The sequence below is a fragment of the Kitasatospora sp. NPDC029367 genome (assembly GCF_055569135.1).
Genome location: NZ_JBVHYH010000015.1, coordinates 77,630 through 100,885, shown reverse-complemented (window position 1 = coordinate 100,885; position 23,256 = coordinate 77,630). Strand labels below are relative to the sequence as shown.

Below are 23,256 nucleotides of genomic sequence, written 5' to 3'. Positions count from 1 at the left end.
GCGCACACCCGGCGCCCGTACGGACCGTGCGCGGGGCCGCGCGCCCCCACCCTCGCCACCGCCGAGCGCCACCCGCTGGGGATCGGGACAGTCGACCACTCACCCCCGTCGCCCGCCCGGGAAGCCGAAGGCCCCGGGAGCGGCAACGCTGGACATGGAGCCCCGGTGCAGGTTCAATGAGCCGAGATGTTTGAACGTCGTTCTAACATCATCCGGAAGCCCAGGGCCCCGAACCCACCCCTCCCCGGCGACCGCGAGCGAGGAACCGTGCGACTGACCCCCACCGAGCGGGACCGGCTGCTGATCTTCACAGCAGCCGAACTGGCCCGCGCCCGCCGCGCCCGGGGCGTGCGCCTCAACGTCCCCGAGGCGACCGCCCTGATCGCGGACACCGTCTGCGAAGCCGCCCGCGACGGCCGGCGCCTCGCCGAGGCCATCGAGGCCGGCCGCTCCGTCCTCACCGCCGCCGACGTGCTGCCCGGCGTGCCCGACGTGGTCACCGTCGTCCAGGTCGAGGCCGTCTTCGAGGACGGCACCCGGCTCGCCGTCGTCAACGACCCCTTCAAGGGCGCCGGCTCGCTCGGCGACGAGGCCCCCGGCGGCGCGCTGATCGGCGCCGGCGCCGGCTACGACCCGGTCGAGGAGACCCTGCTCATCCCCGTCCACAACACCTCCCGGGTGCCGATCTCGGTCACCTCCCACTTCCACTTCTTCGAGGCCAACCCGCGCCTGGCCTTCGACCGCGCCGCCGCCTACGGCACCCACCTGGCCGTCCCGGCCGGCTCCTCGGTGCGCTTCGACCCCGGCGCCACCGTCGAGGTCGGCCTCGTCCCGATCGGCGGCGCACGCGTCGCGATCGGCTTCGCCGGACTCGTCGACGGCCCCCTGGACGCCCCCGGCGCCAAGGACGCCGCCCTCGCCAAGGCCCGTGCCACCGGCTACCTGACCGACTTCGACGACCAGGAGGTGCCCTCGTGAGTTCCATCTCCGCCCACGACTACATCTCCGTGCACGGCCCCCGGGCCGGCGACCGGATCCGGCTCGGCGACAGCGGACTGATCGTCCGCGTCGAATCCGACTCCCAGGCCCCCGGCGACGAATTCCTGGCCGGCTTCGGCAAGACCGCCCGCGACGGCCTCCACCTCAAGCCCGCCGCCGTCCGCGACACCTGCGACGTGGTGATCAGCAACGTGCTGGTGATCGACGCCGTCCAGGGCATCCGCAAGACGTCCATCGGCCTGATCGGCGGCCGGATCGCCTCGATCGGACGGGCCGGCAACCCGGACACCCTGGACGGCGTCGACGTGGTCGTCGGCACCGGCACCACCATCGTCTCCGGCGAAGGCCTGATCGCCACCGCCGGCGCCGTCGACACCCACGTGCACCTGCTCTCGCCGCGGATCATGGAGGCCTCGCTCGCCTCCGGCGTCACCACAGTCATCGGCCAGGAGTTCGGCCCGGTCTGGGGCGTCGGCGTCAACTCGCCCTGGGCGCTGCGCCACGCCTTCAACGCCTTCGACGCCTGGCCCGTCAACATCGGCTTCCTGGGCCGCGGTTCGTCCTCCGACGAGGCCCCGCTGGTGGAGGCGCTGGCGGAGGGCGGCGCCTGCGGCTTCAAGGTGCACGAGGACATGGGCGCGCACACCCGCGCACTGGACACCGCGCTGCGCGTCGCCGAACAGTACGACGTCCAAGTCGCCCTGCACACCGACGGATTGAACGAATGCCTGGCGGTCGAGGACACCCTGCGCGTCCTGGAGGGCCGCACCGTCCACGCCTTCCACATCGAAGGCTGCGGCGGCGGACACGTCCCCAACGTGCTCAAGATGGCCGGCGTGCCGAACGTCATCGGCTCCTCCACCAACCCCACCCTGCCCTTCGGCCGGGACGCCCTCGGCGAACACTTCGGCATGATCGTCTCCGCGCACGGCCTCAAGACCGACCTGCCCGGCGACGCCGCCATGGCCCGCGACCGCATCCGGGCCGGCACCATGGGCGCCGAGGACGTGCTGCACGACCTCGGCGTCATCGGCATCACCTCCTCCGACGCCCAGGGCATGGGCCGGGCCGGCGAGACGGTGCGCCGCACCTTCGCCATGGCCGGCAAGATGAAGGCCGAACGCGGCCCGCTGGACGGCAACGGCTCGTACGGGACCACCGAGACCGGCGACGACAACGAGCGCGTGCTGCGCTACATCGCCAAACTCACCATCAACCCCGCCATCGCCCACGGACTCGCCCACGAGGTCGGCTCGATCGAGATCGGCAAGCTCGCCGACATCGTGCTCTGGCGCCCCGACCACTTCGGCGCCAAGCCGCAACTCGTCCTCAAGGCCGGCTTCCCCGCGTACGGCGTCACCGGCGACCCCAACGCCTCCACCGACCGCTGCGAACCCCTCGTCCTGGGGCCCCAGTTCGGCGCCCACGGCGCCACCGCCGCCGACCTCTCGGTCGCCTTCGTCGCCCAGGCGGCCGCCGACGCCGCCCACCCCGACCGACCCGCCGACGGACTCCCCACCCGCCGACGCCGGGTCGGCGTCCGCGGCACCCGCGGCATCGGGCCGCGCGACCTGGTACGCAACGCCCGCACCGGCCACGTCGACGTCACCGAAACCGGACTGGTCTCACTCGACGGCGCACCCCTGCGCTCCGAACCCGCGGACAGCGTCTCGCTCAGCCGCCTCTACTTCCTCTGACCCCCCTGCCCCGCCCTTACATTCCCCCTTCCTCTCCTCCTTTTCTCTTCCCCCCTCTTCCTCAAGGATCCGATGATGACCACCCCCACGCCCGCCTCCCTCGGCTACCGGATGCCCGCCGAGTGGCACCCCCACGAGCGCACCTGGATGGCCTTCCCCACCACCAACCCCACCTTCGAGACCCCCGAGCAGCTGCACGCCGGCCGCCAGGCCTGGGCCGCCGTCGCCGACACCATCGTCCGGTACGAGCCGGTCACGCTGATCGTCAACACCGGTGAGACCGCCGACGCCCGCCGGTACGTCTCCGAGGCCGTCGAGATCGTCGAACGCCCGCTCGACGACGCCTGGATGCGCGACATCGGCCCCTCGTTCGTGATCGACGGCAAGGGCTCACTGGCCGCCACCGACTGGATCTTCAACGGCTGGGGCGCCCAGTCCTGGGCCCGCTGGGACAAGGACCAGCACGTCGCCGAACACATCAGCGAACTGACCGGCGTCCAGCGCTTCGCCTCCCGGCTGATCAACGAAGGCGGCGGCATCCACGTCGACGGCGAGGGCACCGTCCTCGTCACCGAGACCGTCCAGCTCGGCGAGGGCCGCAACGCCGACTGGACCAAGGAGGACATCGAGGCCGAACTGCACGCCCACCTCGGCACCACCAAGGCCATCTGGCTGCCCCGCGGACTCACCCGCGACTACGACGAGTTCGGCACCCGCGGCCACATCGACATCGTCGCCTCCTTCGTCCGCCCGGGCGTCGTCGTCGCCCACGTCCAGCCCGACCCGGCCCACCCCGACCACGAGGTCTGCCAGGAGCTCGTCGCCGTGCTGCGCGCCGCCACCGACGCGCAGGGCCGACAGCTGGAGGTCATCGAACTGCCCGCCCCCACCGTGCTGTTCGACGAGGACGGCGAGCCGGTCGACTACTCCTACATCAACCACTACGTGGCCAACGGCGCCGTCGTCCTGTGCGCCTTCGACGACCCGCGCGACCAGGAAGCCGCCGACATCCTCGCCAAGGCCTACCCCGGCCGCACCGTCGAACTCGTCGACGCCCGCGAGATCTTCGCCAACGGGGGCGGCATCCACTGCATCACCCAGCAGCAGCCCAAGGCCTGACGCCGGGGGTGCCGGAGCGGGGGCGACTCCCCCGCTCCGGTACCGTTCGGACCTCCACCACCACCCCGTCCCGTCTGTCTCCCCCGTCTCCCCCGTCTCCCCGTTCCGCCCGTCAGGAAGCAGCCCCGCCATGGCCGACCCCCGCCCGCGCCGCCCTGCGCGCCCCCGCGAGGAGGTCTACGCCACCGCCCGAGCCGCGATCGCCGAACACGGACTCGCCAAACTCACCATGGCCGGGCTCGGCAAACAGCTCCAGATGAGCGCCGGACACCTGCTCTACTACTTCGGCAGCAAGGACCAGCTGCTGCTCGAAACCCTCCGCTGGAGCGAGGACCAGCTGGGGGCCCGCCGCCGCGAAGCCCTCGCCGACCCGGCCCTCGACCCCTGGCAGCGCCTCGACGCCTACCTGCGGCTCTACCTGGCCGAAGGCCCCGGCGACCCGCGCTGGATCCTCTGGGTCGAAGTCTGGGGCCGCTCCCCCGCCAGCGCCGAACTCCGCCAGGGGCAGCAGGAGATCGAGGCCCCCTGGCAGGCCGACCTGGTCGCCCTCATCGAGCAGGGCACCAGCACCGGCCACTTCACCCCCGGGCCGGCCGCCGACCGCGCCGGCCAACTCCGCGCCCTCCTCGACGGCCTGGCCGTCCCCATCGCCATCGGCCTCCCCGGCGCCCACCACCCCGCCGCCCTCACCCAGGCCACCGCCGTCGCCACCATCCTGCTCCGCGCCTGACGCAGCCAGCCCGCCTGCCACTGCGGCCCACCCGCCTCCCTGCACCGGAAGTCGGCCGGGCCGACTTCCGGTGCAGCACTGCCGGCCCGCCCGGGCATCCCGCACGGCGCGCGCCCTTTCGGGAAAATATGCAGACCGATCTACTGGTTGGGTGCCCTGCCAAGCCCCGTTCTCGCGCAGCACACCCCGCGTGAATCTGCAGATCGGTCTACTGATTTACTGGCCTCTCGGCCCCGCCGCCATCCCGCCCGCGCCAGAACTCAGCCCCGCCGACCTCCCTTACGGCCCACAAAGCCAACTAGACCGACCGGTCTACAGATTCACCAGCCTCTCCGCTCCGCCACCACCCTGCCCGCGCCAAAAGTCGACCCCGCCGACTTCCCATGCAGCACGCCCAGGAACAGACCGACCGGTCTATAGATTTCTGCCCCGCCACACTCGCTACTCCTGCACCGGAAGTCGGCCCAGCCGACTTCTGGTGCCCAGAGAGCCAGGGCCGGGACGAACTGATCTGCGGCCATCGGCACGACGCTCGCCCGTCGACCCCTCGGCCCCTCGACCCCTCGGCCTCTGCCCGACCTGATGCGAGAGGGCTGCGGCATCCGATGCACCGGGGACTACGGAAGTGGTTTGGGGTGGGGGTGAGTCGGCAAATGGCTCGGCTAGCCTGAGGGCGCCTGCGGCCAGGCTGCGGGAACTCTTTGCTACTCGTCTGGGGGACAACCATGTCGGATCCTGCGTCGGTTTCTGCTCGTTGGACGCGCTTGCCCGAGGGGCCGGACGTCTATGTGGCCACGCCACTGGCGCAGGAGCCTCGAGCGACCGTGGTCGTTGGCATGGAACTGTTCGGTGTTACACCCTGGGTGGAGAAGGTGTGCGAGCGGCTGGCAGCAGCCGGTTACTTGGCGATCGCCCCGGACTTCTACTGGCGTCAGTCACGCCGGGCCGAACTCGGCTACGACGATGCCGGGCGCAAGGAGGGTTTCCGGCTGCTCGGTCATCTGACACGCGAGGGTGTCGCGGACGATACCGAAGCGTCCCTCTCGGCTGGTGCGGAATTGGGTGCCGGGGCTGGCCGCGCGTTCGTCGGGTTCTCCCTGGGTGGTCACCTCGGTGTCCTGGCGGCCACGCGTCTGCCGCTGGACCTGGTCGTCAGCTGCTACGGCGGCTGGACCCTGGACGGCGGGATTCCGCTGGCCGAGCCGCAACCGCCTCTGACTCCCCAGGGCGCGGCATCGGTGGCCGCGCACGGCACGATGCTGCTCGGTCTCGTGGGTGGACAGGACTTCCTGATCTCCATGGTCGAGTGGCAGCGTATGAGGCAGCGTCTTGAGCAGGCCGGCGTGCGTCATGAGCTGATCGACTATCCGGATGCCCAGCATGGCTTTCTGTGTGAGGACCGTCCCGAGAGCTACGACGCGGACGCGTCCGGCGACGCCTGGAAGCGCATCCTCAAGGCCCTGGCCCAGCTGCCTCACCAGGGCTGATCGTCCGGCGGTGATCACTCTGGCCATCGGCTTCTGCCCTTGTTCGACGGCCAGGTGCGGCTTGGTGGTCAGACCGCCGCGCGAATGGTCCAGACCGTAGTCGTCAGGCTCGATGCCGACCAGGCGGTTCCTGTCGCAGAGCCCCCTTTTGCGTGCCCCGGCGGCATGCTGGTGGGCCCGACAGACAGTGGAATCGACGTTGATGCCCCAGGTGATGAGCCCCTTGTCATCGGCCTGGGCCTGCGGTGCGGCGAAGATCCGCTGCCACGTGGAACCTTATGCCGTCGCTCAACTGCCGCCCGGTACATATGGGCGGCCGCCCCGGCTTCGTACCCTTGGGCAACAACGGTTCCAGCCGGACCCACTGCGTATCCGTCAGATCTCCACGCGCTACGAAGCAAGATCATCTCACCTTGAGATCCGCTTCCGAAGCGCGCCCCAGCACAGATCCGATTGAGCCAGAAGTCGGCTGGGCCGACTTCTGGTGCGTCGGGGTTGGTCATTCGGTCCAGATGGCGGCGGCGGTGCGGTCGTCGGCGTAGCCCTTGGCGCGGACCTGGACCTGGCGGAGGAAGTCGACGGTGCCCGGGGGGTGGGGGTGGGCCCAGTGGGAGGAGAGGAAGTGGGCGACGGCCGGTTCGTCGGCGATCGGGCGGGACAGGCCCGGGGTGCAGAGGAGCAGGATGTCGCCCGGGGTGGCGGGGACGAGGCGGAAGCGGAACGGGCGCGGGTCCGGCACGGGGGCCTCCGGGACCGGCGGCTGACCGTCCGGGTGGTGGAGCAGCCGGGCCGCGTAGGCGTCGATCCAGTGGCCCGAGCGCAGCAGGTAGAGCCCACCGGGACCGACGCCGAAGGCGGCGCGGTAGCCGGCCGCCGGGTCGAGCGACACCAGCAGGCAGTGCAGCGAGGCCGGGGACGGGCTGTCGTCCCCCTCCGCCCGGGGGGCGAGGGCCCGCAGTGGGGCGGCCGCGCCGGTGGCCAGGCGCTGGAGGCCGTAGCGAAGCCGGTCTCGGGCACCGTCGCGCAGGTCGGCGGCGAGGCCGGCCCGGCTGCGCCCGATGGCGGCGGCGAGCTGGCGGCAGGCCTCGCCCGCCCCGGCGGCGACGGCCTGCGGGGTGAGTGACTCGTCCTCGGCGCCGCCGGTGCGCTCGTAGCCGGCAAGGACGGCGAGCAGCAGCCCGTCGGGCCCGTCGCCGAACCTGGTGACCAGCAGGCCGTCCCGGCGCGGCTCGCCGCGGTAGCGGGCGGAGTCGCCGCGGACGGAGACCGCGCGCAGCACGGTCGTCCCGTACTGGGCGCCTTCGAGCGCGGTGTCCGGCACGACGGTGTCGAGGGCGTCGGGATCGGCCTCCGGTACGGCGGTCGGCTCGGGGCTGTAGGTCGGGGGGCGTTCGCCGACGTGGGGGACGGTGGGAGGGGTCTCGGCGAGCGGGGTGCGGATGGCGAGGCGCGGGTCGGGGACGGGGACGGGGGCCACGGGTTCGGGAGCGGGGTCGGGGTCGGGGTCGGGGTCGGGCTGCGGCGCGTGGGCGGGTTCGGGTTCGGGTTCAGGAGTTGGGGCGGGGGCGGGTTCGGGGGCGGGCTTTTCCAGGGAGACCGGGGTGGGCGGTTCCTCGGGCTCCAGCTCCAGCTCCGGCTCCGGCTCGGGCTCCGGCTCGGGCTCCGCCGCGCGGGGCTCGTCGGCCTCGGAGGGGGGCGCGGGGGGCTGCTCGGTCTCGGTCGAGCTGCGCTGGCGCCCGATGCCGCCGGCGCCCTCGATGACGCCGGCGCCCTCGATGACGCCGAGCGCGTCGTCGAACCAGTCGTCGATGCTGTCCCGTTCGGCCGCGGGCTCCTCCACGGCTGCTGCCCCGGGTTCCGCCTCCGGTGGTGCGGTGCGCTGCGGCCCGATCAGTCCGGCCGCCGTGTCGAACCAGTCGTCGACGCTGCCGTCGCCCGGGTCGGCGTGCGGGGTGTCGGGGAGGGTGCCCGCCGGACCGTCGTAGACGGTGTCCCACCAGCCGTCGTCGGGCCGGGGCGGCTGTGCGGGTGCACCCTGCTTGCTCATCTGGCGGCTCCTGGTCGGTCCGTGGTCGCGCCGCCCCCGGCGGGGCCGGACTGGCGTCATTGTCTCCAAGTGCAACGACCGTGTCCGGGTTTCGGCGACAACCGGTCACCGATCGGATCTTCCCGGCCACCGCGCTCACCTGCCGGTTCGTGACCGTCCGGGCGGCCGGGCGGGGCGGGTGTCACCGACTCGTTCGCTCCCGTTCCGTCCCTGCTTGCCGGTTGTGCCCCGAGCAGGGCGTTTCCTGGACATTGCGGGGTGTTGGGGGTCGAAAATGAGGGCCGAGGAGGGGCACCGCTTCACCCGTTCGGCTGATTAAATGTGCGCATGACCGCGTCGGCCCCGAGCTCACCCCGACCGGGGAGGGCCGCACCGACGGGCCGCCCGGCGGGTGTGCTGTTGGTCCTGTTGCTGGTCGCGCTGTTGTCCGCGCTGCCGTGTTCGGGCCTGGCGAAGGCGGACGCCCCCGTCCGCTCCGGCCCGGCCCCGGTGAGCGCCGTGTCGCTGGTGAGCGCGGCGGACGCCGTCGCACCGGCGCCGCACGGCCGCGACGCCGTCCGGGCGTCCGACCACCAACGGTTCGGGGAGCCGCAGGAGCACTGGATCCTGTGCACCGCCGACGGCCAGCCGCCGCGCAACAACGGCTGCTCCAGCCACCCGTTCTGCCCGCAGGACGCCCAGTTGCCGAACCCGCCGCCGCATCCGCAGCCCGCCGTGCTGCCGTTGGCGGTGCCGACGCCCGAGGCGCTGCCCCGGGCGGTGCCCGCGGGTCTGCTGGACGGTCCGCGTCCCGCGCCGGATCTGCACGAACTCCAGGTCCACCGGTCCTGAGCGGAACCCACCGCCGACGCTCCCGCCGGCGGGTCCGCCCCTCCCCCACTACAGCCGACCGCCGCCACAGCCGTGCGCGGCGGGGACAAGGACGACCATCATGGGTTCCGCCTCCAAGCAGTCCAACAAGCCCGGTGCCAAGGGCAACGCCGACCGCCGCACCCGGATCGCCGAGCTGCGCGCCGCCGAGCAGCGGCGCGACCGCCGCAACAAGGTGATCGCCTCGGTGGCCGCCGGTGTGCTGGTGATCGGTGCGATCGGCACCGCCACCTGGTTCGTCATGGACCAGAACCAGAAGAAGAAGGACCGCGTGGCCGCCGCCAACGCGGACATCCCGGGCGTGAAGACCTTCGGCGACCTGAGCCGCAACCACGTCAAGGACAAGGTCAACTACCCGATGACCCCGCCGGTCGGCGGCGACCACAACGCGGTCTGGCTGGACTGCATGGGCCACGTCTACGACCAGCCGGTCGAGAACGAGCGCGCCGTCCACTCGCTGGAGCACGGCGCGGTCTGGGTGACGTACAACGGCAAGGCCACCCCGGACGACATCAAGACCCTGTCCGACAAGGTCAAGAACACCCCGTACTCGCTGATGAGCCCGTACCCGGACGAGCAGGGCACCATCACCCTGAACGCCTGGAGCACCCAGCTGGTCGTGGACAGCGCCAGCGACCCGCGGGTCAGCCAGTTCTTCACCAAGTACGTCCAGGGCAAGCAGACCCAGGAGCCCGGTGCCTCCTGCACGATGGGGCAGATGTGACCGCCGAGGGGGCCCGCCCCGAGGACATCCCGGGGGCGGGGGCCGAACCGGCCGGAACTGCGAACGCGAACGGGGTCGCGGCCGGGGCGGCGGAGACGGCCGCCCGTCCGGGCCGTCGGCGGATGTGGTGGCCGGCCGCGCTGGCCGCCGCGGTGGCGCTGGCGCTCGGGGTACCGGCCCTGGTGGCGGGTTCGACCACGGCCTCCGGCTCCTCCTCGGTGGCCGTCCCGGCCGACGACTCGCCCGAGGCCGGGTTCGCCCGCGACATGGCGACCCACCACCAGCAGGCGGTCGACCTGTCGTTCATCGTCCGGGACCGCACCAGCGACGAACCGACCCGCACCCTGGCCTTCGACATCATCAACACCCAGGCCAACCAGCGCGGGATGATGATGGGCTGGATCGACCAGTGGGGGCTGTCGCAGCACTCGCCGGCCAAGCCGATGGCGTGGATGGGCCACGACTACCAGGCCCACGACGGTTCGCTGATGCCCGGTATGGCCACCAACACCCAGATGGCGAAGCTGCGTTCGCTCAGCGGGCGGGACGCCGAGGTGTACTACCTGCAGCTGATGATCGAGCACCACAAGGGCGGCGTCGAGATGGCCCAGGGGTACGTCGACATGGCGAAGAACGACGTCGAGAAGCGGCTCGCCCAGTCGATGGTGGTCGCCCAGACCTCCGAGGTGGAGCTGATGACCGGCATGCTCAAGGAGCGCGGCGCCGCCCCCGGCGTTCCCGCGTCCTGACACCTGCTGTTCCGCTGTTCTGCCGCTGTTCCCGCTGTTCCTGCTGTTCCCCCGTTGTCACGTTCCCCCCGTTCTCCCGGACGGCCGGGGCGCGCGGGCGGTCCCGTACCGACCCGCACCGCGCCCCGGCCGTCCGCCGTTCCACAGCACCTGGAGATCCCGGATGACCCCTCAAGCGCCCTGGCTGATCGTCGGGCTGGGCAACCCCGGCCCCTGGTTCCGGACGACCCGGCACAACGCCGGCTTCCTGGCCGTGGACCGGCTGGCCGAACGGCACGGCGCCCGGTTCCGGCGGCGCGGGATCGGCGGCACGGTCGCGGAGATCGAGCTGGACGGGCGGCGGGTGCTGCTGGCCAAGCCGCAGTGGTTCATCAACCTGTCCGGCCGTCCGGTGTCCGGACTGATGCGCCGCTACGGGGTGCCGGTGGAGCACCTGGTGATCGTCCAGGACGACCTGGACTTCGCTTACGGCTCCGGCAAGTTGAAGCGCGGCGGCGGGCCGGGCGGGCACAACGGGGTCCGTTCGGTGGGCGACGTGCTCGGCACCCGGGAGTTCATCCGGCTGCGCTTCGGCATCGGCCGCCCGCCGAAGGGGCAGAGCGTCGGCGACTACGTGCTCAAGAAGTTCACGGACGAGGAACTGGCCGCGATGCCGGCGGTGTTGGAGCGCTGCGCGGACGCCCTGGAGACGCTGGTGCGGCTCGGCCTGAGCCGGGCCCAGGACGCCCTGAACGTCAGCGCGCCCTGAGGCCCTTCGGGCCGCCGAGGCCCGTACGGTCGGGGCCTGGTCGATCGGGGCCTGGTCGGTCGGAGCCCGCCCGATCGGGGCCCGTCCGGTCGAGGTCGTTCCGGCGCCCGGTCGGGCGGCTCAGGGCGATGGCCGCCACCGCGACCGCCGCGAGGGCGACCAGCACCGTCCGCCCACCGGACGCCGCGCCCGCCAGATGGACACCGAGGACGGACAGCGCCATGCCGAGCGCCGTGCCGAGGCTGCGCGCCATGTTCACCATGCCGCCGCCGACGGCCGAGCACTCCGCCGGGACCGCCCGCATCACCAGGGCGTTGTTGGCCGGCAACAGCAGCCCCAGCCCGTACCCGGCGACCAGCAGCGGGACCGCCACCGCCGCGCCCGAGACCGGCAGCACGGCGAACAGCAGCAGTCCGGCGGCGGCGAGGCCGGCCCCGAAGCGGCACCGGGCGACGTCCGACCAGCCCCGGGGCAGCAGCCCGCCGCCGACCGTCGCGGCGACCGCGAACGCGGCGGGCAGCAGGGTGACCACCAGGCCCGCGGCCGCCGTCGAGACGCCCGCGCCGGTGAGCAGCACCGGGCCCAGCACGAGCGGGCAGAACAGCAGCAGGTAGCCGATCAGCGCCACCGTCAGCCCGGACCGCACGCCCGGGGTGTTGACCAGCCCGGGCGCCAGGACCGGCCGGGCCGCCCGCCGCTCCTGGCGCACCAGTGCCAGGGTGAGCAGGGCGGCGGCCACGAGCAGGACGGCGACGGCCCAGCCGGGCAGCGGCAGGCCGGAGGCGGTGGAGAGGGCGAGCAGCAGCGAGGTGGTCGCCCCGGTGAGCAGCAGCATCCCGGGCAGGTCGAAGCGGGGCTCGGAGCGCGTGTGGTGCCCGGGCTCGCCGGGTACGGAGCCGTGGCGTACGGAGCCGTGGCGTGCGGAGCTGCGGGGTGCGGGGACGGCAGCGGGAACGGTGGTCAGCCCGTCGGCCCCGGCCCCGGTCCCGGTCCGGGTGCGGGTGCGGGTGCGGGTGCGGGGCAGCAGGTACCAGCCGGCCACGATGCCGAACACCGCGATCGGCACGTTGACCCAGAACACCCACTGCCAGGAGGCCTGTTCCACCAGCAGTCCGCCGAGCGTCGGCCCCAGCGCCAGCCCGAGCCCCTGGGCGGCGGCCTGGATGCCGAGCGCGCGCCGCATCGCGTGCTCGGGGACGCCGCGGGCGACCAGAGCGACGCTGTTGGCCTGCATCATCGCGGCGCCGGCGGCCTGCACGGCGCGGCAGCCGACCAGGATCCACAGGCTGCCGGCGAGTCCGGCGCCGAGGGAGGAGAGGCCGAAGACGGCGAAGCCGCCGATGTACATGGTCTTGCGGCCGACCAGGTCGGACAGCCAGCCGATCGGGGCAAGCAGGGCGACCAGGACGAGCAGGTAGGCGAGGGCGACCCATTCGACGGCGGCGAAGCCCGCGCCGAAGTGGCGGCCGAGGGCGGGGAAGACCAGGGCGATGACGCTGGCGTCGAGCTGGCCGAGGAAGGCGCCGAGGCAGACCGTGCCGACGGCCAGCCAGTGGGCGTGGCGCCAGCCGGCTATGCCTCGGGGCCGGGGCCGCTCGGTGAGCAGGCGCGCGGTGAGGGCCATGGCGTTCATGCCGCTAATATATCGGATACAGATATGTTCCTTCTACGAGCTGCTCGCCCTGCGATACGAAACATCTCGCGGTGCGCCCGCCCCGCGTCCGAGGACCGGACGGCGCCCCGGGAACGCCCCGTACCAGGCGATACGCTGTCCGCCATGCCGTCGTCACCATACGTTCCCGACTCCGCCACCGAAAGCCCCGACCCGGCGGTCGAGCACGCCCGGCGGCTGACCGACACCGTCACCCGGCTGCGCCGTGCCCTGCGCAGCAGCATCCGCACCGACTACCCCTGGGAGTCCCTGCCGATGGCGCAGGTCGAACTCCTCCAGACGCTCGCCGCCGCCCCGCTCCGGGTCGGCGAACTCGCCGCCCGCCAGCGGCTCGCCCCCAACACCGTCAGCGGACTGGTCGGCAAGCTCCTGGAAGCCGGGTTCGTCGACCGCCAGGCCGACCCGGGCGACCGGCGCACCGCCCGCATCGCCCTCACCCCCGCCGGACGGCGCCAGCTCGACGACTGGCAGCACGCCCACGAACGCCGCATCGCCACCGCCCTCGGCACCCTCGACCCGGCCGACCGCGCGACCGTCGTCCACGCCCTGCCCGCGCTGGAACGGCTCGCCCGCGCCCTCGCCCAGCCGGGAGCCGGACCCGAAGGGCCCGCCGTCGGCTGAAAACCCCTGGAGCACGGGGTGTCGCGGGCGCTAGCGTCCCGGCATGACCATCGCGGAGGTACAGCTCGAACCCTGGACGGACGCCGACCTCGCGCTGCTGCGCCGGGTGAACACCCCGGAGATGAAGAAGCACGTCGGCGGGCCGGAGACGGAGGAGCAGCTGCTCGTCCGGCACGGGCGGTACCTGGACTTCGTCCCGTCCGGACTGGGCTGCATGTACCGGATCGTGCTGCTGCCCGAGGGCGAGGCCGTCGGCACGGTCGGCTACGGCACCCGCGACTGGGCCGGCGGGACGGTGCACGAGATGGGGTGGAACGTGCTGCCCGAGCACCAGGGGCGCGGCATCGCCGTGGCCGCCGCCCGGGCCGCCGTCGCCGCTGCCCGGCGCGAGGGGGCGCACCGCTTTCTGCACGCCTTCCCCTCGGTGGACAACCCCGCCTCCAACGCGGTCTGCGCGAAGGCTGGGTTCACGCTGCTCGGTGAGACGGAGTTCGAGTTCCCGCCCGGGCGGTTCATGCGCAGCAACAACTGGCGGGTGGACCTGCGGGGTTGAGGGCCGAGACCTTCGGGCACAGGTGCCTCGGGCACGGGTGCCTCGGGAACGGGTGTCTCGGGCACGGGCGCCTCCTCGGGCACGGGTGCCTCAGAAGAGGGTGCCGCTCTCCAGCTCCAGCAGCCAGCGCTTGCGGTCCACGCCCGCGGCGAAGCCGGTGAGCGCGCCGTTGGCGCCGAGCACCCGGTGGCAGGGGCGCACGATCAGCAGCGGGTTGGCGCCCACCGCGCCACCGACCGCCCGTACCATCCGCGGCGACTGCCCGGCCAGTTCGGCGAGTTGGCCGTAGGTCACGGTCGTGCCGTAGGGGATCTCGTCCAGCGCGGCCCAGATCCGGCGGCGGAACTCGGTGCCCTCGGGAGCGAGCGGGAAGTCGAAGGTGGTGCGGTCACCCTTGAAGTAGGCGGTCAACTGGGCGACCGGCTCGGCCAGGGCCTCGGGGTCGTACTCCCAGTCGTCGGCGGGCTCGGCCAGCGCGTACTTCTGCCCGGGCGCGGTGACCGTGGCCAGGGCCGCAGGGCCGCCGTCCTCGGGCAGCACGCCGCTGAGCAGCAGCGGGCCGAACGGGCTCTCCATGGTGGTGTAGACGGTGGTGCTCATGCCGGGTCGTTCTCCGTTCCGGTGTTCGTGCTGGTGCTGGGGATGGTGCTGCCGGCGCTGCCGGTGTCGGTGCTCGCGGGGCCCGCCCAGAGGCGGTGGACGGCGTAGGAGCGCCACGGGGCCCAGGCCTCGGCGGCGCGGGCGGCGGCCCTGGCGTCACCGGGGGCGCCGAGCCGGAGGAGGCCGTGCTTGACGCCGATGTCGGTCGGGAGGAAGACGTCGGGGTCGGCGAGGGCGCGCATCCGCAGGTAGCCGACCGTCCAGGGACCGATGCCGGGCAGCGCCAGCAGCCGGGCGGCGGCCTCCTCCCGGTCGACCCCGCCGTCCAGGCGCACCACGCCCTCCGCCAGCGCGGCGCACAGGCCGGTGAGCGCCCGGCGGCGGGCCGCAGGCATCGCGAAGTCCTCCGGGTCGGCGGTGGCCAGCACCGCCGCCGAGGGGAAGAGCAGCCTCAGTCCGCCGCTCGGCTCGGGCAGCGCGACGCCGTACTTCTCCGCGAGCCGGCCCGCCAGGGTACGGGCGGCGCCGACGGTGATCTGCTGGCCGAGCACGGCGCGGACGGCGAGCTCGTGCGGCTCCACGTGGCCGGGCGAGCGCAGGCCGGGGCGCTCACGGACCAGCGGGCCGAGCACCGGGTCGGCGCCGAGCTGCTCGTCCACGGTGTCCGGGTCGGCGTCCAGGTCGAAGAGGACGCGCAGCCGCTGGACGGCGGTCGGCAGGTCGCGCAGGTCGGCGAGCAGCAGGCGGCAGTCGAGCCAGCCGCGGGTGCGCGGGTCCTGCGGCGCCAGGCCGTCGACCTCGGCGATGCCGTGCCCGTACGGGAGCGCGAGGGTTCGCCGGTAGGTGCGCACGCCGGGGCGCGCGCCGGGCACCACCTCCTCCACGCCGGGGACGGCGCGCAGCTCCAGGAAGTCGATCAGGTGGTCGCTGTCCAGCGCGCCGCGGTAGGCCAGGCGCAAGGTGAGCCCGCCGGCCGGGGTCGCCGTGCGGCGGCCGGACACCACCTCGGCGCGCAGGCCGCTGGGGGTGCGGTCGTAGACCTCGCGCACGGTGTCGTTGAACTGGCGGACGGAGGCGAAGCCGGCCGCGAACGCGATGTCGGTGACGGGGAGTTCGGTGGTCTGCAGGAGCAGCCGGGCGGTCTGGGCGCGGCGGGCGCGGGCCAGCGCGATCGGGCCGGCGCCGAGCTCGGCGGTGAGCTGGCGCTGGAGCTGCCGGGCGCTGTAGCCGAGGCGGTCGGCCAGGCCCGCGACGCCCTCGCGGTCCACCACGCCGTCGCCGATCAGGCGCATCGCGCGGCCGACCAGGTCGGCGCGGTGGTTCCACTCCGGGGAACCCGGAACCGAGTCCGGGCGGCAGCGGCGGCAGGCGCGGAAGCCGGCGCCCTGGGCGGCCGCGGCGCTGGGGTAGAAGCGGCAGTTGGCACGTTTGGGGGTCACGGCGGGGCAGCTCGGTCGGCAGTAGATGCCAGTGGAGGTGACCGCCGTGAAGAAGACGCCGTCGAAGCGGGCGTCGCGGCTGTCCACGGCTCGGTACCGGATGTCGTCGTCGATCACGTTGTCCAGTTTGCGGGATGGGACGAGGGGTGACTGGCGGGAATCGGACATTGCCGTCGGGGGGCTTCCCCCTCCCCCTCCCCCCGCCCCCACCCTCCCGCCTCCGCCACCCACCCACCGCCGCGCGCGGCCCACCCACCCACCACCTGCCCACCCACCTGGCGGCCTTCTGCGCCCACCCACCCGCCGCACCCGCCGCGCCCACCCACCTACCCGCCGTGCCTGCTGCACCCGCCGCGCCTGTTGCACGTACCGCAGCCACCGGGCGCCTCGCGCGCACCGCGCCTGTCCAGAGCTCGCTCGGCCTGTGCCGCCAGCGTCATCGCCCTGCCGCGAACCGCATGTCCTCCCTCCTCCGTGCCGGGCCCCGCCCGGCTCCGCCTCGGCCCGCCCCCGCACTGGCCGGCCGCCGGCCGACCGGTCAGTGCGGGTCGTCACACCCGGGCTCCCCGGGCAGACGCTGGGCCATCGAGCTGCTGAACCACTGCGCCGAGGACGGATCCGGTCAGCGCTTCACCGGACCGCCTGCCGCGCGCATCGACTTGGTGATCGCCTTCCACTTGTTCAGCCGGGCCTTGGCGACCCGGGCGTCGGTGCGCGAGGCGATCCACTCGTTCTCGCGCTGGAGCTTGAGATAGCTGTCCATCCGGCGCTGCGGCAGGGTGCCGTCCTCCAGCGCCGCGCGGACCGCGCAGCCGGGCTCGGTGTGGTGGTTGCAGTCGTGGAAGCGGCAACCCTCGGCCAGCTCGGCTATGTCGGCGAAGGCCAGGTCCACCCCCTCGCCACCGTAGAGGCCGACCTCGCGCAGCCCAGGGGTGTCGATGAGCACGCCCCCGCCGGGCAGCGGTATCAGCTCGCGGGTGGTCGTGGTGTGGCGCCCCTTCTGGTCGACCTCGCGGGCTTCCTGGACGGTCATCACGTCGGCGCCGACCAGCGCGTTGGTGAGCGTGGACTTGCCCACGCCGGACTGGCCGATCAGCACCGTGGCGCCGGGGGCGCAGGCGCGGAGCACGTCGATGCCCTCGCCCGTCTCCGCGCTGACCACCAGCACGGTGACGCCCGGTGCGACGGATTCGACATCGGCGCGGATGAACTCGGCGTCGTCGACCAGGTCGGCCTTGGTGAGGACGACCAGCGGTTCGGCGCCGGACTCCCAGGCCAGGGCCAGGAAGCGCTCGATCCGCCCGAGGTCGGGATCGGCGGCGAGCGAGGCGGTGATCAGCACGGTGTCGACGTTGGCCGCAAGCACCTGGCCGTCGGAGCGCTTGCCGGCCACCTTGCGGATGATCGCGGTGGAGCGCGGCAGCAGCGCGGAGACGGCGGCCATCGGCTGGGCGTGCAGGTCGACGGCGGCCCAGTCGCCCGTGCAGGGGCAGTTGATCATGTCGGCGTCGCCCACCGGCCGGGTGTCGAGCCGGACGGTGCGCAGCTCGCCCGTCTCCGGGTCGGCCAGGACGGCGTCGCACTGGCCGCGGTCGACCCGGGTGATACGGGCGGGGAGCAGGCCGGCCTCGGCCAGCGGGACGAAGAGCTCGTCGAGCTCGGGCGTCCAGCCGTAGCGGGCCAGTGGGGACCTCTCGGTGGAGAGGGAGGAGGAGAACAGCGAAGTGGAGGCAGCGTTGAACAACGCAGTGGCCCTTCGGGAGGAGATGGTCCCGGCGGGCTACGGCTGGCGCGGAAGGCTCAGCCGGCGGCCGGGAAGAGGAGGTGAACGCGCATGCTGCCCAGGGCAGCTATCGGGGCGACAACGACCACGGGGTTCACCTCCTGCTCTCTACTCCTCGGGCGGCCCAATGGCCCCCGAACCGATGTGTCACACGCTAGCGGGGCGGGCGGTTGGGGCCAACCTATTTTTGACCTGCGGAAATGCGGTGGGGAGGGGTCGCGGCGGGCCAACATTGGCCCCCACCGAGCGGCGCCGGGCCACACGCCGCCGCGCCAGGGGACGGAACCGCCGCTACCCCCCGTAGCGGTGCTTGAGGTTCGGGTCGTCCAGCCACCACGGCCGCATCCCGCCCTCGTCCTCCTCCGCCCGCCCCGCCGCCCTGGCCTCCGCGGCCTGCGCCTCGAAGCGGGCGTCCAGCTCGGCGTCCACGGCCTTGATCTCCTCGCGCCCCTGCACCACCATCCGCCGCACCAGCGCGGCCAGGAACGGCAGGCCGACGAGGTCGCCCAGCACCCAGAAGGCGTTGCCGCCCCAGGTCTGGTCCTGCGCCAGGCTCGGCCCCCAGGGCCGCTCGAGCGCCAGGTAGTAGTGCTCGGCGACGAGGTGCCCGCCGTAGATCAGCACGATCCCGAGCCCCGCGTCGAAGATCACCTCGGCGAAGGTGATGAACAGCCCGACCAGGTGCGGGTACTCGTGCCCGACCGGATCGAGCTGCAGCCGCGGCCAGAAGTAGGCGAGGCCCAGCAGCACCAGCGCCAGGTGCAGCACCAGGTTGCCGACCCCGCTGGAGACCGACCACTCGTACCAGGGCGTGAAGTAGAGGAGCCACGGCGGCGCCATCAGCAGCACGGTGGAGACCGCGGGGAACATCAGCACCTTGGAGGGCCGGCTGCGCAGCGCCCGCAGGATCCGCTCCCGCCGGCCCTCCGGAGAGGAAAGGACCAGCAGCGAGACGGGGGCGCCGAGCGCGAGCAGCAGCGGGACGACCATGAGCAGCAGCACGACCTGTACGGCCCGGTCGGTGAACAGGACGCGCTCGTACACCCCGAGGCCGGAGCAGGTGCACCAGATCCACAGCAGCAGCCCCCCGAGGAAGGCCGCGGTGCGGGTGGGCTGCCAGCGGGCGCCGTCGCCGCGGTTCACGGTGCGCACCGCGGTCAGGTACCAGCCGCCGAGCAGCAGCGACAGGGCGAGCACCACCGGTTCGAAGGTCCAGGAGGTGGCCAGGTCGGACCACTGCCACGCGGGCGGTCCGCTGTACGCGAGCACCCGGGCCGCGCCGTCCAACGCGCCGTCCACCACGCCGCTCATCCGTCCGCCCACCTCATCCGTACCGCCGTACCGGCCGTGCCGACGTACCGGCTGTGCCGGCGCACCGGCCGTACCGGCGTACCGGCCGTGTGCCCGCCGTACCCACTGTGCCCGCCGGGCGCAGGGGCCGCGGCGCCCGGCCATGATGGCCCTCCCGACGCGGTCCGCCGCAGCCGGGGCCCACCTCTATACCCGGGCCTGAACAAAGCTTTACCAAAGCCGAACAAAGCTTTGCCCAGGCAAAGTTCTGCCCTTGCCGGCCCCGGAGGCGCAACCGGCGCGAGCCCGCTGTCGTCTGGCAGGATGCACCGTCGGCGATACCGGCCACGTGGGTGACAGCAAGGGGACGACAAGAGGTGCAAAGCACTGCACGCGGCGAAGGCCGACGGCTGGCCGCGCGCCACCGCAACATCGAGCTGGGCCTGCTGGCGCTCGCGGTGGCCGTCTGCCTGGCCGGACACATCGACGCCTCGCTGGCGATGACCGACAAGCTGCCGCCCGGGCTCCTCGTCCACGGCCTGTCCCTCGGGGCGCTGGTCGCGGTGGCGCACCTGGCGGTGCGCCGGTTCGCGCCGTACGCGGACCCGCTGATCCTGCCGCTGGGCGTGTTCCTGACCGGCTTCGGGCTGATGCTGCTGGACCGGCTGGACTTCAGCTACAAGGCCGCGCACGCCGCCAAGGGCGACTACCAGAAGCTCCCGGCCGCGCCGGGCCAGCTGATGTGGACGTTCATCGCGGTGGCGGCGGCGCTCGCGCTGATCGTCTTCGTCAAGCACCACCGGTTCTTCCAGCGCTACGTCTACGTGCTGATGGCGGGCGCGCTGATCCTGCTGACCGCGCCGATCTTCTCGCCGACCGACAGCTTCGGCGCCAAGCGCTGGATCAAGCTCCCCGGACTGCCCTCCTTCGAGCCGGACGAGTTCGTGAAGGTCGCGATCACGATCTTCTTCGCGGGCTACCTGATGGCCTCCCGGGACGCCCTGGCCCTGGCCGGCCGGAAGGTCTGGGGGATGACCCTCCCGCGCGGGCGGCACGCCGGACCGGTGCTGGCGATCTGGGCGGTCAGCCTGATGGTGCTGATCTTCGAGCGCGACCTGGGCACCTCGCTGATCTTCTTCGGCGTCTTCGTCGTGATGCTGTACGTGGCGACCGAGCGCACCAGCTGGGTGGTGCTCGGCCTGCTGATGGCGGTCGGCGGCGCGGCCGTGGTCGGTACCGTGGAGCCGCACGTGCACGGGCGCGTCGAGGCCTGGCTGCACCCGCTCGACTACTTCCCTCCGGTCAACAACCAGGCGATCTCCGCACAGCCCGCCGAGGCCCTGTTCAGCCTCGGCACCGGACACATGACCGGGACCGGCCTGGGCTCCGGCCGGCCGTGGCTGATCGGCTTCGCCGGGCGCAGCGACTTCATCTTCACCACCATCGGCGAGGAACTGGGCCTGGCCGGGGTGACCGCGATCCTGCTGGTGTACGTGCTGCTGATCCAGCGCGGGCTGCGCACCGCGGTCGGACTGACCGACCCGTTCGGCAAGCTGCTGGCCACCGGCCTGTCGGCGGCGCTCGCGCTGCAGGTGTTCGTGGTGGTCGGCGGCGTGAGCGGGCTGGTCCCGCTGACCGGCAAGGCGTTGCCCTTCCTGGCGGCCGGTGGTTCCTCCCTGCTGGCGAACTGGCTGATGGTCGCCCTGCTGATCAAGCTGAGCGACTCCTCGGGGCGCACCGCCCTGGACCCGGCCCCGACCAGCCCGGAGCCGCTCCCGGCGCAGGCCGGCCCGGCCTCCCCCGGCCCGGGCCGGACCCTGGGGGCGGGCGAGCCGCTGGCCGCGGGCCTGGACCCGCTGCCGGGCGCCGGGCCCGACCCGGCGGGCCCGTCAGCCGCGTCGTCCGGCCCCATCCACACGGACCCGGGCGCCCCCACCGAGCTGCGCCCCTCCTTCGGCCACGCGCCCGGCACGCCCCGGCCCGACGGACCGCTGCCCGGCGGCCCCCAGCACGCCGGTCCGCAGCACAGTGGCCCGCAGGCGTCGTACGGCTACCCGCCGAGCAACGACCAGTCCGCCCACGGCTACGGCCCCCCGCAGCAGTCCCGGTACCCGCAGGACCCGACGGTCGGCTGACCCCACCGGCGCACCCCGCCGACCACCACCCGGCCGGACCCCGGCAACGCAGAGGGCCTCCCCCGCACCCGCGAGGGAGGCCCTGTCCGTACAAAGTCACCACCGCCACTACCGCGCCACTACCGCGGCCACCACCGCGCCGCTACCGCTGCTCCCACGGCGGCCGCGGCGGCCTGGGCGGGTACCCCGGCACCTGCTGCCCCGGCCCGACCCCCGGCCCCGGCCCGACCCCCGGCCCTGCCTCCGGCGGCCCCGGCCGCTCCGGCGGCGGCCCGGCCGGCCGGTCGCTGTCCGGCGGCGGCGGGGACGGCCGGTGGTGCGGCCCGGGCCGGGCGGTGAGCCGCGCGCGCACGTTGTCGGCGGCCAGCACGTCGGCCCACCGCTCGGGGTACTCGGCGGGCACGTCGACGTCGTCGGCGTCCTCCTCGCCCCACTCCTCCTCGACGCCCTCGGCCAGGCCCAGTTCGCGGGCGCGCCGGGCCCGTTCGACGGCCCGGCGGGCGGCGACCTCGCGGACCACCGCGGCGGCCGCCTCCTCGTGGGCGCGCTCGTTCTCGGCCCGGGCGTCGGCGGTCTCCAGGGTGGGCCAGCGGCGGTCTATGGCGGCGTTCATGGCAGCGCCGATGAGCACCGCGAGGGCCACCACGAAGATCCACAGCAGTACGGCCACCGGCGCGGCCAGCGAGCCGTACACCGAGGGGCCCTCGACCGAGCTGACCAGGTAGAGCCGCAGGCCGACACTGCAGAAGACGAGCACCACCAGGGCGACCAGCGCGCCGGGGATGTCCTCGCGCCAGGGCGTGGAGACCGGTACGGCCAGGTGGTAGAGAGTGGTCAGGGAGACGATCAGCAGCAGGATCGCGACCGGCCAGTAGGCGGCGCCGACGAGCCCCGCGATGCCGTGCACGGCGTTCTCGACCAGTCCGGGCCCGGCCATCAGCAGCGGCAGCACCAGCGAGCTGATCACCAGGGCACCCAGGTAGAGGCCGAGTGACATCAGCCGGGTCTTGACGATGCCGCGCTTGCCGTCCAGCCCGTACATGACGGTGATGGTGTCGATGAAGATGTAGAGCGCCCGGGATCCGGACCACAGCGACAGCAGGAAGCCGATCGAGATGAGGTCGGGCCGGGTGTGGTCGAAGACCTGGCTGAGCAGCGGTTTGACGACCGCGTTGACGGAGGAGTCCGACAGCACCGTCCCGGAGGCCGAGACGATGTCGTGCTTGAGCCGGTCGATGGTGCCCGCGCCGAGGAACTCGTCGAGGTAGCCGAGGGTGGCGGCCAGGCCGAGCAGCAGCGGCGGGATCGACAGCAGGGTGAAGAAGGCCGCCTCCGCGGCGAGGCCGGTGACCCGGTACTCGACGCAGGTGTTGGTGGTGTCCTTGACCAAGTCCCACGCCGTGCGGCGCCAGGTGGCCTCCTTGGCCGCGCGCCGGGAGCCCTTGCCCCGGCGCCGGGAGGGCCGTTCGGGGTTCGGTCTGCTCGTATCGCCTGCTGCTTGCACAGGGCTAACGGTATCGGGCCAGGTCGCTCCGGTTGATCTCCCCCGGGGTACGGGCGCGTGCGGACCGGCCGCGCGAGTCGCCGTACGGGCGCGTGCGGACCGTCCTGCCGACCGCCGCGCGGGGCCCCCTGCTGCCCCGCGCCCCGACCGCGCCCCGACCGCCCGTCAGGAGCCCGTCGGACGGCCCGCCCCGGAGCGGCCGGAACACCCGGCCGTCCCAGATGTCGAAACCCCAGCGTCCAGCATTCGGATGTTAGTGGACCGCGAGTCCCACGCCGTGCGAATCTCTTGCCATGCCTAGCGCCGGAACCACCCTAGTAGGTCGACTCCACGTCGATCTCCTTCGCGTGTCCAGCGCCATCTGTCCGGTGACCTGAGCTCCCACCCCGCCGCACCACCGCACCCGGCGCCGTCCACCCCGCCATCCCCGCACGAGCGGATGCGCAGGCGCCCGCCCGGCCCGGTCTGCTGCTCTCCCGGCCCTGAGAA

General features: G+C 73.4%; 20 protein-coding genes. 13 read left to right on the top strand and 7 right to left on the bottom strand.

Annotated elements, in window-relative coordinates; translation table 11 throughout:
* The first annotated feature begins 267 nt into the window (after positions 1 to 267).
* From ureA to ACZ4W5_RS11250, 5 genes are all read left to right on the top strand, one after another.
* A complete protein-coding gene (gene ureA, locus ACZ4W5_RS11270) occupies positions 268 to 978 on the top strand; it encodes an urease subunit gamma (protein WP_402482837.1) in 711 nt (236 codons plus the stop codon).
* A complete protein-coding gene (locus ACZ4W5_RS11265) occupies positions 975 to 2,696 on the top strand; it encodes an urease subunit alpha (RefSeq protein WP_465653957.1) in 1,722 nt (573 codons plus the stop codon). Before ureA ends, ACZ4W5_RS11265 begins: the two co-directional genes overlap by 4 nt.
* Positions 2,697 to 2,768: 72 nt before the next feature.
* Positions 2,769 to 3,815: an agmatine deiminase family protein gene (locus ACZ4W5_RS11260; RefSeq protein ID WP_465653956.1), complete on the top strand. Its 1,047-nt coding sequence runs from the start codon at positions 2,769 to 2,771 to the stop codon at positions 3,813 to 3,815.
* Positions 3,816 to 3,945: 130 nt separating this feature from the next.
* A complete protein-coding gene (locus ACZ4W5_RS11255; protein ID WP_360234811.1) occupies positions 3,946 to 4,545 on the top strand; it encodes a TetR/AcrR family transcriptional regulator in 600 nt (199 codons plus the stop codon).
* A 725-nt stretch (positions 4,546 to 5,270) separates the two neighbouring features.
* On the top strand, positions 5,271 to 6,032 hold the full coding sequence (locus tag ACZ4W5_RS11250) for a dienelactone hydrolase family protein (RefSeq protein ID WP_465653955.1): 762 nt from the start codon (positions 5,271 to 5,273) through the stop codon (positions 6,030 to 6,032).
* Between the two features lie 499 nt (positions 6,033 to 6,531).
* Here ACZ4W5_RS11250 and ACZ4W5_RS11245 read toward each other — a convergent pair whose 3' ends face one another.
* Complete coding sequence (locus ACZ4W5_RS11245; protein ID WP_465653954.1) at positions 6,532 to 8,079, bottom strand: PP2C family serine/threonine-protein phosphatase; 1,548 nt, start codon at positions 8,077 to 8,079, stop codon at positions 6,532 to 6,534.
* A 327-nt stretch (positions 8,080 to 8,406) separates the two neighbouring features.
* Between ACZ4W5_RS11245 and ACZ4W5_RS11240 the strand changes: the two genes are divergently transcribed.
* The 4 genes from ACZ4W5_RS11240 (at position 8,407) to pth (ending at position 11,170) form a co-directional block, all read left to right on the top strand.
* Complete coding sequence (locus tag ACZ4W5_RS11240; RefSeq protein ID WP_465653953.1) at positions 8,407 to 8,910, top strand: hypothetical protein; 504 nt, start codon at positions 8,407 to 8,409, stop codon at positions 8,908 to 8,910.
* A 100-nt stretch (positions 8,911 to 9,010) separates the two neighbouring features.
* A complete protein-coding gene (locus ACZ4W5_RS11235; protein ID WP_360234796.1) occupies positions 9,011 to 9,673 on the top strand; it encodes a DUF3105 domain-containing protein in 663 nt (220 codons plus the stop codon).
* Positions 9,674 to 9,795: 122 nt separating this feature from the next.
* Positions 9,796 to 10,422, top strand: a complete 627-nt coding sequence (locus tag ACZ4W5_RS11230) for a DUF305 domain-containing protein (RefSeq protein WP_360234906.1) — start codon at positions 9,796 to 9,798, stop codon at positions 10,420 to 10,422.
* A gap of 163 nt (positions 10,423 to 10,585) precedes the next feature.
* Complete coding sequence (gene pth, locus ACZ4W5_RS11225) at positions 10,586 to 11,170, top strand: aminoacyl-tRNA hydrolase (protein ID WP_465653952.1); 585 nt, start codon at positions 10,586 to 10,588, stop codon at positions 11,168 to 11,170.
* Here pth and ACZ4W5_RS11220 read toward each other — a convergent pair.
* Entirely contained in the window at positions 11,157 to 12,803 is a 1,647-nt protein-coding gene (locus ACZ4W5_RS11220; protein ID WP_465653951.1) for an MFS transporter, read from the bottom strand. The two genes, pth and ACZ4W5_RS11220, sit on opposite strands and share 14 nt — an antisense overlap.
* A 144-nt stretch (positions 12,804 to 12,947) precedes the next feature.
* On the opposite strand from ACZ4W5_RS11220, the gene ACZ4W5_RS11215 reads away from it, so the two are divergent.
* Both ACZ4W5_RS11215 and ACZ4W5_RS11210 read left to right on the top strand, forming a co-directional pair.
* Positions 12,948 to 13,463 carry a MarR family winged helix-turn-helix transcriptional regulator gene (locus tag ACZ4W5_RS11215; RefSeq protein ID WP_465653950.1) on the top strand — a complete coding sequence of 172 codons (516 nt, stop codon included), beginning with the start codon at positions 12,948 to 12,950 and terminating at the stop codon, positions 13,461 to 13,463.
* 43 nt (positions 13,464 to 13,506) lie between these two features.
* The gene (locus ACZ4W5_RS11210; RefSeq protein WP_465653949.1) at positions 13,507 to 14,016 is read left to right on the top strand and encodes a GNAT family N-acetyltransferase; all 510 of its coding nucleotides are present in this window, start codon (positions 13,507 to 13,509) and stop codon (positions 14,014 to 14,016) included.
* A 90-nt stretch (positions 14,017 to 14,106) separates the two neighbouring features.
* Here the strand turns inward: ACZ4W5_RS11210 and ACZ4W5_RS11205 are convergent, their stop codons facing one another.
* From ACZ4W5_RS11205 to ACZ4W5_RS11190, 4 genes are all read right to left on the bottom strand, one after another.
* On the bottom strand, positions 14,107 to 14,616 hold the full coding sequence (locus ACZ4W5_RS11205) for a methylated-DNA--[protein]-cysteine S-methyltransferase (protein WP_360234782.1): 510 nt from the start codon (positions 14,614 to 14,616) through the stop codon (positions 14,107 to 14,109).
* Positions 14,613 to 16,223, bottom strand: a complete 1,611-nt coding sequence (locus tag ACZ4W5_RS11200; RefSeq protein WP_465653948.1) for a DNA-3-methyladenine glycosylase 2 family protein — start codon at positions 16,221 to 16,223, stop codon at positions 14,613 to 14,615. Before ACZ4W5_RS11200 ends, ACZ4W5_RS11205 begins: the two co-directional genes overlap by 4 nt.
* Positions 16,224 to 16,677: 454 nt before the next feature.
* The gene (rsgA, locus tag ACZ4W5_RS11195; RefSeq protein WP_465653947.1) at positions 16,678 to 17,799 is read right to left on the bottom strand and encodes a ribosome small subunit-dependent GTPase A; all 1,122 of its coding nucleotides are present in this window, start codon (positions 17,797 to 17,799) and stop codon (positions 16,678 to 16,680) included.
* A 330-nt stretch (positions 17,800 to 18,129) separates the two neighbouring features.
* Entirely contained in the window at positions 18,130 to 19,149 is a 1,020-nt protein-coding gene (locus tag ACZ4W5_RS11190) for a cytochrome c oxidase assembly protein (protein ID WP_465653946.1), read from the bottom strand.
* 356 nt (positions 19,150 to 19,505) lie between these two features.
* Here ACZ4W5_RS11190 and ACZ4W5_RS11185 point away from each other — a divergent pair, with 356 nt between their 5' ends.
* Positions 19,506 to 21,263: an FtsW/RodA/SpoVE family cell cycle protein gene (locus ACZ4W5_RS11185; protein WP_360234770.1), complete on the top strand. Its 1,758-nt coding sequence runs from the start codon at positions 19,506 to 19,508 to the stop codon at positions 21,261 to 21,263.
* Between the two features lie 142 nt (positions 21,264 to 21,405).
* Here ACZ4W5_RS11185 and ACZ4W5_RS11180 read toward each other — a convergent pair whose 3' ends face one another.
* The gene (locus ACZ4W5_RS11180; RefSeq protein ID WP_465653945.1) at positions 21,406 to 22,767 is read right to left on the bottom strand and encodes a YihY/virulence factor BrkB family protein; all 1,362 of its coding nucleotides are present in this window, start codon (positions 22,765 to 22,767) and stop codon (positions 21,406 to 21,408) included.
* A 293-nt stretch (positions 22,768 to 23,060) separates the two neighbouring features.
* Here ACZ4W5_RS11180 and ACZ4W5_RS11175 point away from each other — a divergent pair, with 293 nt between their 5' ends.
* On the top strand, positions 23,061 to 23,144 hold the full coding sequence (locus tag ACZ4W5_RS11175; protein WP_310593185.1) for a putative leader peptide: 84 nt from the start codon (positions 23,061 to 23,063) through the stop codon (positions 23,142 to 23,144).
* Positions 23,145 to 23,256 lie beyond the last annotated feature (112 nt).